The 14,032-nt window shown below is 62.7% G+C and carries 13 protein-coding genes; 5 read left to right on the plus strand and 8 right to left on the minus strand.

Annotated elements, in window-relative coordinates:
• The first annotated feature begins 163 nt into the window (after positions 1 to 163).
• On the plus strand, positions 164 to 616 hold the full coding sequence (locus tag ACZ522_RS04110; protein WP_379692076.1) for an ester cyclase: 453 nt from the start codon (positions 164 to 166) through the stop codon (positions 614 to 616).
• 18 nt (positions 617 to 634) lie between these two features.
• Positions 635 to 1,036 (plus strand): luciferase domain-containing protein, encoded by a 402-nt coding sequence (locus ACZ522_RS04115; protein WP_379692075.1) that lies wholly within the window; start codon positions 635 to 637, stop codon positions 1,034 to 1,036.
• 236 nt (positions 1,037 to 1,272) lie between these two features.
• On the opposite strand, the gene ACZ522_RS04120 is transcribed toward ACZ522_RS04115, so the two are convergent.
• Positions 1,273 to 2,532: an Nramp family divalent metal transporter gene (locus ACZ522_RS04120; RefSeq protein WP_464391768.1), complete on the minus strand. Its 1,260-nt coding sequence runs from the start codon at positions 2,530 to 2,532 to the stop codon at positions 1,273 to 1,275.
• Positions 2,533 to 3,033: 501 nt separating this feature from the next.
• Here ACZ522_RS04120 and ACZ522_RS04125 point away from each other — a divergent pair.
• On the plus strand, positions 3,034 to 3,615 hold the full coding sequence (locus ACZ522_RS04125) for a YIP1 family protein (protein ID WP_379692073.1): 582 nt from the start codon (positions 3,034 to 3,036) through the stop codon (positions 3,613 to 3,615).
• Positions 3,616 to 4,397: 782 nt separating this feature from the next.
• On the opposite strand, the gene ACZ522_RS04130 is transcribed toward ACZ522_RS04125, so the two are convergent.
• On the minus strand, positions 4,398 to 4,637 hold the full coding sequence (locus ACZ522_RS04130) for a PRC-barrel domain-containing protein (protein WP_464391769.1): 240 nt from the start codon (positions 4,635 to 4,637) through the stop codon (positions 4,398 to 4,400).
• Between the two features lie 295 nt (positions 4,638 to 4,932).
• Between ACZ522_RS04130 and ACZ522_RS04135 the strand changes: the two genes are divergently transcribed.
• A complete protein-coding gene (locus ACZ522_RS04135; protein ID WP_379692072.1) occupies positions 4,933 to 6,882 on the plus strand; it encodes a serine hydrolase domain-containing protein in 1,950 nt (649 codons plus the stop codon).
• A 31-nt stretch (positions 6,883 to 6,913) separates the two neighbouring features.
• Here the strand turns inward: ACZ522_RS04135 and ACZ522_RS04140 are convergent, their stop codons facing one another.
• From ACZ522_RS04140 to ACZ522_RS04165, 6 genes are all read right to left on the minus strand, one after another.
• Positions 6,914 to 7,195 carry a PadR family transcriptional regulator gene (locus tag ACZ522_RS04140; RefSeq protein WP_379692204.1) on the minus strand — a complete coding sequence of 94 codons (282 nt, stop codon included), beginning with the start codon at positions 7,193 to 7,195 and terminating at the stop codon, positions 6,914 to 6,916.
• 166 nt (positions 7,196 to 7,361) lie between these two features.
• Positions 7,362 to 8,318, minus strand: coding sequence for a TIGR03557 family F420-dependent LLM class oxidoreductase (locus ACZ522_RS04145; protein ID WP_379692071.1), 957 nt, complete (start codon positions 8,316 to 8,318; stop codon positions 7,362 to 7,364).
• Between the two features lie 142 nt (positions 8,319 to 8,460).
• Positions 8,461 to 9,579 (minus strand): pyruvate dehydrogenase (acetyl-transferring) E1 component subunit alpha, encoded by a 1,119-nt coding sequence (pdhA, locus tag ACZ522_RS04150; RefSeq protein ID WP_379692070.1) that lies wholly within the window; start codon positions 9,577 to 9,579, stop codon positions 8,461 to 8,463.
• Positions 9,580 to 9,632: 53 nt separating this feature from the next.
• On the minus strand, positions 9,633 to 10,052 hold the full coding sequence (locus ACZ522_RS04155; protein WP_379692069.1) for a VOC family protein: 420 nt from the start codon (positions 10,050 to 10,052) through the stop codon (positions 9,633 to 9,635).
• A 101-nt stretch (positions 10,053 to 10,153) separates the two neighbouring features.
• Positions 10,154 to 11,290 carry a serine hydrolase domain-containing protein gene (locus tag ACZ522_RS04160; RefSeq protein WP_379692068.1) on the minus strand — a complete coding sequence of 379 codons (1,137 nt, stop codon included), beginning with the start codon at positions 11,288 to 11,290 and terminating at the stop codon, positions 10,154 to 10,156.
• Between the two features lie 97 nt (positions 11,291 to 11,387).
• Positions 11,388 to 12,317 carry a glycosyltransferase family 2 protein gene (locus ACZ522_RS04165; protein WP_379692067.1) on the minus strand — a complete coding sequence of 310 codons (930 nt, stop codon included), beginning with the start codon at positions 12,315 to 12,317 and terminating at the stop codon, positions 11,388 to 11,390.
• A 600-nt stretch (positions 12,318 to 12,917) separates the two neighbouring features.
• On the opposite strand from ACZ522_RS04165, the gene ACZ522_RS04170 reads away from it, so the two are divergent.
• Positions 12,918 to 13,766, plus strand: coding sequence for a hypothetical protein (locus ACZ522_RS04170; RefSeq protein ID WP_379692066.1), 849 nt, complete (start codon positions 12,918 to 12,920; stop codon positions 13,764 to 13,766).
• Positions 13,767 to 14,032 lie beyond the last annotated feature (266 nt).

Genomic DNA, 14,032 nt, shown 5'->3' on the forward strand with positions numbered 1-14,032 from the left:
GGAGCGAGGTGAATATCTTCACGCGAATAGCGATAGTTCCGCCACGCATAGTAGATAGTATGGTTGTAACACGACCGAACAGGGGGCATCGACAGCAGTTTCGTCAATCCAGCCAAACGCAGCGACAGACGGATCGGTCACTTCAATTGGAGAAGCGAGACCTATGTTGAGCGATGCCGAGAAACGACTTGTCGACCGCTACTTCGATGAGATACTAACCGACGGTGATTTCGGTGACAGTGACAAGATACTCGCGCCGGACTTCACCATCTCTGGTTTAGAGACCCTCCGAGATAGAGAGCAATTTCTCGAAGTTCAATCGACAGTGCTTCGTGAGGCATTTCCTGACCTAACGTTCGATTTACACGATGTATTTGGGGACGAGAACAAGGTTGCGGTTCGGGCCACGATGCGAGGGATGCATCAAGGAGAGTACCTTGGGATAGCACCAACGAGTAATCAAGTTGCGGTCGAAACGATAACGATACTTCGACTCTCTGGAGAGCGGATTGTAGAGGTTTGGTCGGAAATGGATTCACTAACTTGGTTTCAGCAACTCGGAGCTATTCCACAGATGGACTGGCAAACAGAGAGACAAAGCACAGCTCGAGAATGACAGTACTGCTATACACTCATGGAAAACAAGGATACACAAGAACGCGGAACGTCGAGGGAGCAAATCACCGAACTAGTCTCATCGTGGCCAGGGATTACGGTAGACGAAGGTCGATTTAACTCGACGAGCTTCAAACTCGCGGGCAGAGAGATCGGTCACCTTCACCCGAGGCTAGCAGACATCGACTATCCACAATCGCTCCGAAATCAGTTGATTGCGGACGGGTTAACAGAACAACACCATGCTGTTCCAGAACATCCGAATGCAACGACCTTTCACATCGAATCGGCTGACGACATTGACCATGTCGTTTGGCTGTTCCGGCTCTCATACCTCATTCATGTAGCAATTCAGCAGGAGGTCGGGAAGGGGAAATCAGAATCCGTCGACATCGATGTCCAGAAAGAACTGGATCTTTGACATCTTGCCCTGAGGGCTGATCTAGGCCCGTGATCAATAAGAGGGTATCTCGCTGGAATCCGGTCAAGTCTACTCTCGCGGAGATGAATGTTCCTGTCGCGCGGCCTCGGTCGTACCTATCTCTCCGCCGCGCACATCCGGCAACTCCGCCGGACGCACATGGCCGAGATGTTCGAAGGAAACGACGAGTATTCGGGAGACGGGTGAGGTCGACGGGCGTTTCTGACCGCTCTGTCCTACCCGCCGCCGGAGAGGAGTTCGGAGACCTGAACCACCATCAGCGCGAGGAAGATGAGCGCGCTGATGACGAGCATCGAGTTCGAGAGCCAGTGGTTCCGTCGTCCCGGGCTGACCGTATCGGAGTTAAGGAGCAACAACAGGACAACGGCGAGGAACGGCATGATCAGCGCCCCGAGCGCACCGTACAGTACGATGAGGAACACCGGCCGTCCGAAGAAGTACAGAAGCATCGGCGGAAACGTCAGCCAGAGCACGTAGAACTTGTACCACTTCGTCCCGCTGAGTTCCGACTCGTCCGCCGGTTTGATGGTCTCCTCGGTCACCGTCTCGACGAAGTCGGCGAACAGGTAGGAGACGCCGTGCCAGACGCCGAGCAGGGAGGTGAACGAGGCGGCCCAGAAGCCGACGAGGAACCCCGTTCGCAGGAGGGGATGTAGCTCGTTGCCGAGGTTGCTCGCGAGGACGATGAGCCCCTCCTCTCCAGAGACGGACGCGCCCGTCCCGTACAGGAGCGCCGCGCTCATCACGATCAGCGCGATGGAGAATATCCCCGTTATGATGTACGCCGAGGAGGCGTCGAGCCGCATCGTGGGGATGTGGCGCGGACTGTTCCAGTCCTTCTCCGCGAGCCAGTAGCCGTACGACGCCATCGTGATAGTCCCGCCAGCGCCGCCGACGAGTCCCAACGCATAGACGACCGACCCCTCGGGAAGCGCGGGGATTCCCGTGGCGATGATGTCGCCGAGTTGCGGGAGGACCAGCACCGCCGAACCGATGACGCTCACGAACATGAGCGAGACGAAGGCGGTGATGATCTTCTCGAACGTCTCGTAGCGGTTCAACAGTACCAGCGCGCACCCGGCGATGGGATGGACGACGACGTACACCCAGAAGGGGATGCTCGGAAACAGCGCATTCGCAGCTAGCGAACAGGAGGCGGCGACGGCCGCGCCGTAGACGAACCCCCAGATGACTGTGTAGCCGCCGAAGAACCCCGTCGCCCACCGACCCAACGAATCGATGCCCTCGAGGAAGGTCTCGCCGGTTGCGAGGTGGTACCGCCCCACCCCTTCGTTCAGCGCGAACTTGACGGCCACGCCGAGCACGATGGCCCACACGAAGTTCAGTCCGTACCTGCTGCCGGCGACGAGGGCGGCGACCAAATCGCCCGCGCCGACGCCGGTGGCAGCGACGAGCAGTCCCGGTCCGATAAGCGACCACTTCGGTTCGTCTCCTCCATCGGTTCCATCGCTCATGTTACTCGCTGCCATAATATCTCCTCAGATTCGCTATTGATAGTTCATTTGGCCGAAAGGACCGGCACCCGCACGCCGGACTCCCGCGCCTACCACACAGGATGCGAGCCACAGTATGATGTAATTCAGAGATGAGGGAAGAGACTATCACCCATCGCAGACGGATACTCTTTGATGCATTCCGAACGACTGTTGCACTCTCTCTTCGGTGCGTACATCGGTGCTGTCCTCCTAGTGTGGGGAGTAGGAGGTGGAGCGGCGTTTCCGGAAGTGTACGGACTAAAGAGCGCTAATCTGGCTCTGCTGATAGTCCTCGTCGGTTTGTTATACGCGTACGTCTATCAGCAGTTGTCCGAAACATAGAGACACCTACCAAGGGGTTGATTCGTTCAGGCTCGTTCTGGATAGGTCTTCGAGAGTAGACGCTAGCACGCACCGAGAGCACCGGTCTCAACTAAATGATCAGTAGATTGATTTTCTCGCCGACGGAACCGATTACCGATGCCCTCCACACCGTTGTTCGAACCCAGCGAATTCTTTGCCCGACGGTCGCCGTCACTGAGTGGTGCCGCGATAATCCTGCTTCTCGCCGGAATCGTCGCCGTCGCGAGTGCGGCACCCTTCATGGACCAGTACAGTCCCATCGAATTTTCGACCGAAATGCTCGTGTTCTCCGTTCTGTTCGGCGGTCTGCTCGGTGCCGTCGTAATCTGGACCGTATCGACGATCGCAGTGTATCTACTGTCGGCACTTGCCGGCGGATCAGGTCCCCTCTCTCAAGTCGCGGCGAACATCGGGTGGGCGCTGTTGCCCCTCTTGCTGATGAACACGATCACGACGGCTACGATCTGGATTTTCGCGTCGTTCGGTGGACTCCCGACCGTGACACCGACTCGGATGCAGTACCCGTCCTGGTTGGTACTGTTCAACTCGGTCATCGGCGTAGTGGGGTACCTCTGGATCGGGTACCTGCTCACCTACGCGATCAGCGAGGCTCGGAATCTGGCCGTCCGACGCTCGGCGGTCATCGCGGGACTCGTCGTCCTCTTTCCGATACTCAACGCCCTTTTGAGCCTCTTGTAACGTCGCCGCCAACGGGCGGCCTCTCGTTTATCGGACGAACTGATGTGAAATCTAACCGATATATCTAGTATCGCTCGGGCAGCTTCTGTCAAAAGAGAACGATGACGTTCACAGAGACCGGTGCGGACGGGGTGCCGGCCGTCGCGGTGGAGGACCTGCGGAAAACGTTCGAGAGCGGAGACGGAGCCATATGACAGAGTTCGACGGCGAACCGCTCCATTGTCGATACTCGCTACAAGTAACTTCCATCTAGTCTGGAATTTCACAGAGATGGTGCCGAGTTCTTCCCTTACGGGAATAGCGTTGTAATGGGAGGAAGGAACGGTAAACTGAGCTCAGTCGGTGGAGGGTGAGACGTTAAACCGGCTCTCTTCTTCGGAATGTTCTTTTACAGATATGATTGTACTCATACTCCGGAAGAGGATTAGATATGCGTACGTATCTCGTCTGCCAGTAGAATCGGTTTTGACGCTCAAACCGTTCAAAACGGCTTTTGCGGTGACAAAGACAGTTGGCCGAGGTACCCGACATCCCCATCTGATTCAAGAGATCTGTTTCGATGTTGGTTTAGATCGACTGCTACCAAACGTAAGTATTATTTTCTTCGATTTCGATTCATAATGTATGGTTCAGGTCGAATGGTCTCCTCAAATACCCCATTTTCCCACAGCTCATTATGTACAATAATATATGTCTATAAGAGACTTGGCCGATTATCGCATTCGCCGACTCGGTACGAAGAGCGGACGACCGCCGGTCGAAGCTCTCACTCAGATTTCCCGCTACTCTCTCTCGACGATGAGGTGTTCAGAGAGCGACTGCGCACAGCTCGCGGGAACGAGAAGGTGACCGTCTCCGTTGCGGTCGAACGACGTGGGCCGTTCTGACTCCAGAGTCACGAGAAACTGCTTCAACTCGCCCGTTCGGACGTCTACCGTAACGCTCCGTAGCGTCCCTAGCTTCGACCCGTCGGAACCCACTACTGGGGTTCCCTCCAGTTCCGTTCCCAACATATTAGTCATAAATACAGATTCTACTGAATATTGATAAATAATTCGGTGGCTCGTATCTCCGTTTCAGTCGCGTTGCCTCCCAGTCGAGCGAAATCGCCAGCGGAGAGTGCATTCGGGGCTGAGACGGTCGTAACGGAAGAGGAAGAGGTCGAAAGCGGACGAGAGTCCCGAGACGAGCGTTCGACGAGCCGATATCTTCGCCGTCGGTCGTTACGTCCCCATGCCGGCGGAGAACCTGGTAACTCGCGGAGGAGCGTCCCTCCGCTCCGAAGGTATTTACCAGCGGAAGATGAGTACCGACGCAATGCGACAGTCCCTCTCCCGCCGTCAGTTTCTCGCCGGGACCGGCGCGGGGTGTGCCGCCGTCGCCGGAGTCCCCCTGACGGCGACCGCCGACACCCGGTCTTCTTCCGGGGCCGACGGATCCGCCCAGTCCGATATCGAATCGCTCCTCGACGACTTGGTGGAGTCGAGCCTCGGGGAGTACGATATTCCGGGAGCGAGCGTCGCCGTCGTGACGGGCGGGGACACCGTTCTAACCAAGGGGTACGGGGTCGCGGACCGGGCCACCGGGAGGGTCGTCGATCCGGACGCCACCCCGTTCCGCATCGGGTCGGTGTCGAAGCCGGTCGTCGCGACGGCGTTGATGCAACTCGTCCAACGCGGCGAAGTCGAGCCAGACGCCGGCGTCGCCGAATACGTCGACGTCCCCATCGACGGGTACGACGAAGAACCGGTCACGCTCCGTCAACTCGTCACCCACCGAGGCGGTTTCGAGGCGACGAACCGGGGTATGTGGATTCCGGACGCCGAGACCCTCCGACCGCTCGAATCGTACCTCCGCAACGACGCGCAGAAGCGCGTTCGACCGCCGGGTACTGCCGGGTCCTACTCGAACTACGGGTACGGGCTCGTCGGGCAAGTGCTGGCCGCGACGGCGGACGAACCGTTTCACCGCGCGATAGACGATGCGCTCCTGACGCCGGCCGGCATGTCGCGGAGCAGTTTCCGACAGCCCCTTCCCCAACCGCTCGCCGACGCGCACGCGACGGGATACGGCCCGACCGGGATCTATCGCGGCGGTGCGTTTCCGCTTGTCGGACTCCGACCGGCGGGGGCGATGTCGGCGACCGCGACCGACATGGCGCGGTTCCTCGAACTCCAGTTGAATGACGGTCGGGTCAGGGGCGAACGGGTCCTCGAACCGGGGACGATCGGCGCGATGCACGAGCGGTGGGCGACGCATCACGAGCGGTTGTCGGGGATGGCGTTCGGGCTGATCGAGGAGTTCCGCGGCGACGTTCGCACCCTCTGGCACAACGGCGCGACGCTGTCGTTCTACAGCCACCTCGTACTCGTCCCGGAGTACGGCCTCGGCCTGTTCGTGTCGTTCAACGACCCGAATGGGAGCGCCGCCGCGGGCGATGTCGTCGATGGCGTCCTCGACGATGTGCTCCCGGAACCGGACGGGGCGTCACTGTCCCCCGACGGGGCGCCGTCGCGCGCCGAAGCCATCGAGGGAACGTACCGGTCGCTGCAGCGGTCGTACACGTGGCACGACCGGGTGACGTCCGTCCTGAACGCCGCCACGATAGACGTTCGCGTCGCGTCGGACGGGACACTCGTCACGGACCACGGGAACACCACGCGGCGGTGGGTCGAGATCGAACCGCTCGTCTTCGAACGCGTCGAAGGGGGACAGCGACTCGCCTTCGGCGAACGGGACGGAGAGGTTCGGTACCTGTTCCTCGGCGGCAGTCCGACGGCGTACGACCGCGTCGACGGCTTAGAGCGGCTTCGATTCCATGGACTACTCGCGCTCTGTACGGTCCTCGGAACGCTCTCGGCGGTCGTCGGCTGGCCCGCGGCCGCGCTCTATCGGTATCTTCGCCTCGGGAGTACCGCCGCCGGAGGCGATTGGCGAACGCTCCTCGGACGGCGCACGACGCGGGCGAGACTGGTCGCCGGGGGGTCCGCGGTGGCAATCTTCGCGGCGCTGTTCCTGGTCGTCGGACACTTCCTAGCGGCGCCGCTGGTGGTGCTCTCGGACCCCCCGCTCACGTTCCGAGTGCTGTTCGTCGGCCCGGTACTCGGACTGCTCGGAACGCTCGCGGCGGCCGGAATCGGCGTTCGGGCCGGGAGTAGGGGGGAATGGGGTCGAACGAGCGGAGCCCACTACGCACTCGTCGTTGGTTCGCTGTTCGGACTCTGTTGGCTGCTGTGGTACTGGAACCTCCTGCTTCCGCCCGGATGATCCGGAGGTCCCCGGCCTCGGTTTCGCCCGGTTACTCGCCGAGGGCGTCGACGGTGGAGTTCTCCCACCGGCGGCGGTTTTCGAGCGCCCGCTTGCCCTTCTCGGTCAGGTCGTAGTAGTTCGTCCGCCGGTCGATCTGTCCCTTCTCGACGTAGTCCTCTTCGACGAGGGCGTCGAGGTTCGGGTAGAGGCGACCGTGGTTGATATCGTCGTGCTGTTTCTCTAACTCTTCTTTCACTTCTTGGCCCGAAGGCTCGTCGAGTCCGGCGATGACGGTGAGCGTGTCGCGCTGAAATCCGGTGAGGTCGAACACTTGATCGGTCATGTTCTTTCAATTAAAAGCAGATAACATATACTATCTGGCAGGTAATCTTTAATGTCTCTAACTCTTATATTTATGAGGTCGCCAGTACACCGTTCGAGCGTGGCGTTTACTGTCTTCTGAGTGTCACGTTCGGTCGCCGAAAGTCGCGTGTTCCCTACGAGAACGACGGGAGAACTTCCTCCTCGTAGAGGTCGAACGCCGCCTCTTGGTCGTCGCCGATCTGGTGGATGTACACGTGGTCGTAGCCCGCGTCGAGGGCCTGTTGGATGCTGTCGATGTGCTGTTGGGCGTCGGGGCCGGTCATGATGCTGCCCTCGGCGATGTCCTCCTCGGAGACCATCTGCGTCGCTTGCTCGAAGTGCGTCGGCGTCGGCAGAATCGCGCTCAGTTCGCCCGGCAGTCCCGAGTTACGCCACTTCTCGTGGGCGGTGGAGACGCCTTCCTCGTCGGTGTCGGCGACGCAGGCGTGGAGTTGGCAGAGTCGCGGCCCCTCGCCGCCGTGTTCTTCCCACGTCTCTATCACGTCCTGCGGTCCGACCGACCAGAAGCCGTCGCCGATGTCGGCCGCCGCCCGCGCCGCGTGTTCTCCGTACGCCGAGACGCAGATGGGCGGTTGCTCGTCCGGGAGCGTGTAGAGTTGCGCGTTCTCGACGGTGTAGTGCTTCCCCCGGTGACTGACTTGCTCGCCCGTCCAGAGTTTCCGGACGACGTCAACGGCCTCCTCCAGCATCTCCAGTCGAACCTCGTGTTCCGGCCACCGGTCGCCGTAGATGTGCTCGTTGAGGTTCTCGCCCGTCCCGACGCCCGCGAAGAACTGCCGCCCGTCGAACATCGCCGCCGTCGTCGCGGCCATCTGCGCGTACAGCGCCGGGTGATAGCGGAGTATCGGCGGGGTGACGCCAACGCCGACGTCGATGTCGTCGGTCCCCTCCGCGACGCCGCCGAGGGCCGTCCACGCGAACGGCGCGTTCCCTTGCGCGTCTATCCACGGGTGGTAGTGGTCCGAGATGGAGAGGAAGTCGAAGCCGACCTCCTCCGCGCGCTTGGCGTGGTCCACGAGGTCGGTGGGGCTGTGCTCCTCGCTCGATAAGGTGTAGCCAATTTCGGTCATGAGGGGTCGAAGCGGTCGGTCCGAAGCCGACCTTTCGAAGCACTCGACCTGTCATGTCACTAAGTCCACTGCTTGCCTATGGACGGCCGTCCGACCCTCGGAGGAGAACCGACCGCGCGAGCCGAGTCTCCGCCCGCCTCGACTACTCGTCCCGGAGGAACGCCTCGTCGCCGTACCGTTCGCGGAGTTCGCGGAACCGCTCTCGCTGTTCCCGAATCGTCGGCGTGTCGCCCTCGTAGGCGTACTCAAACATCTCCTCGGGGTCGGCCTCGTAGGACTCCAAGCGTTCGACGGCGTCCACCAACGTCTCCTCTATCTCCTCGTCTATCGCCGCGACGCGTTCGTCGGTGAGGCGGCCCGTCTCGCGCAGGAACGACTCGAAGCGGTCGATGGGATCCTTCCGCCGCCACTCCTCGACGTCCGCCTCGTCGCGGTACGCCGAGGGGTCGTCGGCGGTGGTGTGCGCGCCGTAGCGGTACTGCACCGCCTCGATGAGCGTCGGGCGCGGCCGTTCGCCCGCCTCCGACCGCGCCTTCTCGCGGGCCGCCCGCGTCACGACGTACGTCGCCAGCGGATCCATCCCGTCCACCTGAATCCCCTCGAACCCGTAGGCGTGTGCCTTCTGCGCGAACGTCCGACTCGCCGTCTGACGCTCTCGGGGCGTCGAGATGGCCCACTGGTTGTTGTTGCAGACGAACAGGGCGGGAACGTCGTACACGCCCGCGAAGTTGAGCGCTTCGTGGAAGTCGCCCTCCGACGTCGCGCCGTCGCCGAAGTGCGCCACCGCCACCCGGTCTTCGCCGCGGAGTTTCGTCGCCATCGCCATCCCGACGACGTGCGGCAGGTGGTCGGCGATGGTGATGTTGAGGGGGAAGACGTCGATATCGGCGAGTTCGGCGTTGCCGCGTTCGTGCCCCGCCCAGTAGAGGAGGTACTCCCACGGGAACCCGCGCGCGACCACCGCGCCGTGTTCGCGGTACTGGTAGGCGATCACGTCCTCCGGCGCGAGCGCGTAGGTGGACCCTATCTGGGACCCCTCCTGTCCCGCCAGCGAGGAGTACGTCCCCATCCGACCCTGCCGCTGGAGGCTTATCATCCGCTCGTCGAACCGGCGGCAGAAGCGCATGTCGCGGTACATCGCCACGAACGTCTCGTCGTCCAGGTCGGGCACGAGGTCCGGCGCGACGACGGTTCCCTCTTCGTCCAACACCCGCACCCTGTCGTCCGGTTCGCGCGAGAACAGGTCGTCCGTCGGTGCCATCTCACTGAGGTTCGCGGAGGGGCGACAAGAAGTGTCCGGTCGGAGTGCGACACTCAGGCCTCGATTATCTCGACGAGGTTCGACTCGGGGTCGCGGAGGAAGCAGACCCGCGACCCGCTTTCGGTCGTCTGCGGTTCGCTCAGCGTCTCAACGTCGGACGGGAGCGACTCGTGGAACGAGTCGATGTCGTCCACCGCGAAGCCGAGGTGCTTCGCGCCCGAGTGGTTCACCTCCTCGGTCGGAACGTCCTCGCCGGCGGGGTCGTACTCCACGAGTTCGACGCGGACGCCGTCCGCGTCCAAATGAGCGAACCGCCCCGTCGCACCGTCCACGCCCACGGCGGTGGCGAAGGCGTCGCCCGAGACGGTGAAGCGGTCGATCACGTCGAATCCGAGGACGTCGCCGTAGAACTCCACGGAGCGGTCCAGGTCGTCGACGGTGATGCCGACGTGGTGTGCGCGAAGGTCGGTCATACCGTACACCCCTCGCGCCGCCCGGAAATGTGCTTCGTCTCCGCGGTGAGCACGGAGAATCGCCGAGGAGACTGCGCCCCGAGCGTGCACCGATACGATACTCAGTAGTCCAGCAGCGCCAATCGAACGGCGTCGGACAGGCCGGATATCCGCGCCGCGTGCTCCCACGATTCCTCCCGAATGCCGTTCGTGACGTAGGCGAACCCGACGTTCAGTTCCGGGTCGCCCCACCCGAAGACGCTGCCGAGACCGGCGTGGCCGAACATCCGTTCCCGGCTGAACGAGCCGAACATGTCGTTGGCCAAGCCGCCGGTCCAAAAGCCGAGGGCGTACCGCGCCGGTCGAGACAGCGTCCCGTCGGACTCCGTTTCGGCGTGGGTCCGCGTCGCTTCGGCGACCGTCTCTTCGTCGAGGAGGCGCGTCCCGTCGAGTTCGCCGCCGTTGGCCATGCAGGCGTAGAACCGCGCCATGTCCCGCGCGGTTCCGACGCCGTTCGCCGCCGGAATCACCGCTCGGCGGACGGCCTCCTCGTTGAACGCCGCCGCCGACTCGGAGGCGGGGATTCCGAGTCCCTCGCCGGGGTCGCGGCACCGGTCGAACACGTCGAACCCGGTCAGGGTGGCGACGTCGTCCTCTTCGTCCTCGGCCAACCCGATCGACGACCGGTCCATCTCTAAGGGGTCGAACACGTTCTCCGCGACGTACTCGTCGACGCGTTGTCCGCTGATGCGACGGACGAGTTCGCCGACGACCCACCCGTAGTTGAACGTGTGGTACGCCGGCCGTTCGCCGGGTTCGAATACGGGGTCGATGTCCTCCATCGCTCGGACGACCGCGTCCCAGTCGCCCCACTTCTCGGCCTCGTCGTCGAACTCGCCGTACGGGATGCCGGCGGTGTGGCTGAGCACCTGCCGTATCGTGATCTCGGACTTCTGCGCGCCCTCGTCGGCGAACTCGGGCCAGTGTTCGACGACGGGGTCGTCGTAGTCGGCGTCCCCCTCTTCGAGGAGTCGGTGCAACCCCGCCCCCGCGTACGGTTTCGTACACGAAAACAGGAGGTGGCGGGTCTCTTCGGTGGTCTCGCCGCCGTCCGGACCGGTCGTTCCGCCCGCGAAGTCCACGACGAGTTCGCCGTCGACGTAGACGGCGAGTTGGGCTCCGTGGTGCAAACCGACGGCGAGATGACGGTCGAACTCTGCCCTGAGTCGCTGTCTGTCGCTGTCGCTGAGTCGTGGCACGACCCTAATGATCTTTTATTGATGATAAGCGTTTGGGAGAGGCGAGGGAGTCGCAGACGAACGCTCGTACGCGTGTCCGAAAGCCCTCGACCCGCAGTCAGTGCCGCCCCGCGCGCGTCGTCCGGACGGACATCGTCGTGAGGACGACGCCGCAGAGACAGAGGAGCGTGCTGAGGAGGAGTCCGATGACGAGCGAGAGCGTCCACGTCGCCTCGGCGGTGACGGTCCACCAGACGCCGACGAACCCGACCGCCGCCAGCACCGCGCCGGGCGCGCCGAGGAAGAACCGGGGGTAGCGGATGCCGCCCGTCCGGAGGAGTCGCACCGCGACGGAGAAGCCGTGCCGGACCGGGTTCGACGTGTTCGGGTCGGGAACGTCGTAGTTGACGGAGATGGGCACCTCGGTGACCGTCAGGCTGCGTTCGCTGGCCGATTCGAGCATCTGCGATTCGACGCCGAATCCCGCGTCGGTCACCGCCACCGTCTCGATCGCGGTTCTGTCGAACGCGCGAAAGCCCGACTGGGAGTCGGTGACGGAGTACCCCGTGTTCGCCTCCGTGATGCCGTCGAGGACTCGCTGGCCGACGCGGCGGTACAGCGCCGTCTCTCCCCGGTTCCCGTCGAGATACCGGCTCCCGATGACGATGTTGGCCGGCCCCTCGGCGCACGCCGTGAGAAGCGCGTCCGCCTCCTTCGGTCGGTGCTGCCAGTCGCCGTCCACGAGGACGAGGTACTCCCAGTTGTTCTCGCGGGCGTACTGGAAGGCGTTCTCGATGGCCATCCCCTTCCCGCGGTTGGTGTCGTGTCTGAGGACGCGCGCGCCCGCCGCCGCGGCGAGTTCGGCCGTCGCGTCCGTGCTCCCGTCGTCCACCACGAGGACTTCCTCCGCGACAGTCAGCGCCTCCAGCACCACGCTCCCGATGGTCGCAGCCTCATTGTACGCCGGAATTACGATTAACGCGTCTGTTCGCCCGGCTTCTTCGGGCACCGTTTGCCTCGCCTCGCCCGTCTCGACCATCCTGTCCATCTTTTGCTGAGCATTACCGCGGACGGAATAAGTGCTTTCGTGCAAAAGAGTACATAAGACCTATTAACCGCGAAATAGTGTAGCGTCCGACGCACGACGAGCGCTGTTTCCGTTTTTCGGGCTCTCTCCGCCGTAGACGGCCGGTTCACGCACCGGCCGGCGTCTCCCCCTCGGACCAGACGGGCGACTCGACGGAACGCGTCGGTCGCCACGGTGAGATAGGCTTAAGAAGCTAATTCGCCGCCCTCGGGTTTAATTTCCAACTTCAAAATTCGGTATTTTGTGCGGGGTCGAACAGGTTGTGATATCGCGGTCGGTCACGGCCACGCCCGCGGGCGAGTCCGAATCGATTGGATTTCGTCGTCAGCGAACGGTCCTCGCCGTACGAAGTATCATCCGCAGGATATGAATTAGGAGCGCGTGACGGAGAACCGCAAGACGCGGATCGTACTCGAAGATTGAACTGTCTGATACGGGGGCACAATGCACCGCACCGCCCATTTACCTTTCGAAGGCCTTCACGCCAGGGCTGTCATTCCGACTCGATTGGGACTGCGGTACAGCGTTATGTGTCCGGAGGCTGTTATCTACGTCGGACCTATGACACGCGACGACCTTCGGACGGCTGCGGAGGACAGCGCGAACCCGCACGGCGACTCGTCGGGAGTCACGTTCGACCGGCGGACGGCGATAAAGACGGCCGTCGCTGGACTGGGAGCGGTGACCCTGCCGTGGGGGACTGCCGCGGCGTCGTCGCGGACGGACACTCAGTCCGACGACCTGCACTCGCTGATGATAACCGCCAACGGCCCGTTGGAGTACGAGTTCACCGTGGACGGGACGTTGGAGGCGGACACGGAGCACGGCGACTTCTCGGCCGACAGCGACGACGAACCGAAGTACGTCGAGAACAGTCCCAGCGTCTACACGGTGATAGACGAGACGGGGCCGACGCTGGAGAACGCGGGCGGGACGGCGTTCCATGGTGACCGGTTCCTGGTCGATTACTACGCCCACCTCACCCTCGACGCGCACCCCGACTACGAGGCGAACGTCTACCTCGACGAGACGCTGGTGACCGTGGACGAACTGAACCGGATGCAGTTGACGGACCCGAGCCTGCATACCCTGACGATAGCGGCGAACGGCCCCACCTCGTACGAACTGCAGGTCGAACCGGAGATGACGCCCGACCACAAGGGCGGGAACTTCTCGGCGGACGAGGACGACGCGCCGACGGAGAACGCCGACGGGACGTTCACCGCCGCGGGCACGACGGGACCGCTCTCGAAGGAGGCGGGCGCGAAAACCGTGCTCGGGGACCGCTACCTGTTCTCGGGGTCCGTCGAGACGCTGGACCTCCAGTTGAGCGACTCGTCCCACGAGAAGTACGTCTACCTCGACGAGAAACCGGTGAATCCGAGCGTCGTCCGACAGATGCGATTCTGAGGCGGCCGACGCGCGTCCGCGGACGGCGACTCGCCTCTCCGCGGCGGATTTTCGGACGCCCGCCGTCACCGCGGGACGGTACTTTTTTGACACCCCGTCGCCGCAGAGCGGTGCGGTAGCGCACCGAATCGGGACTCGACTCCCGCGCCGGGAGGAGCAAGCGACCCCGTGCGCGCGCCCGACGGTGTGCATCCCGCGGTCATCGTGCACGCCGCGCACGGTGAACGTCGAGAGCAGTTATCTGTCTCGGCGTTGTCATCAGTAAC

The sequence above is a fragment of the Halopelagius fulvigenes genome, from assembly GCF_055398025.1.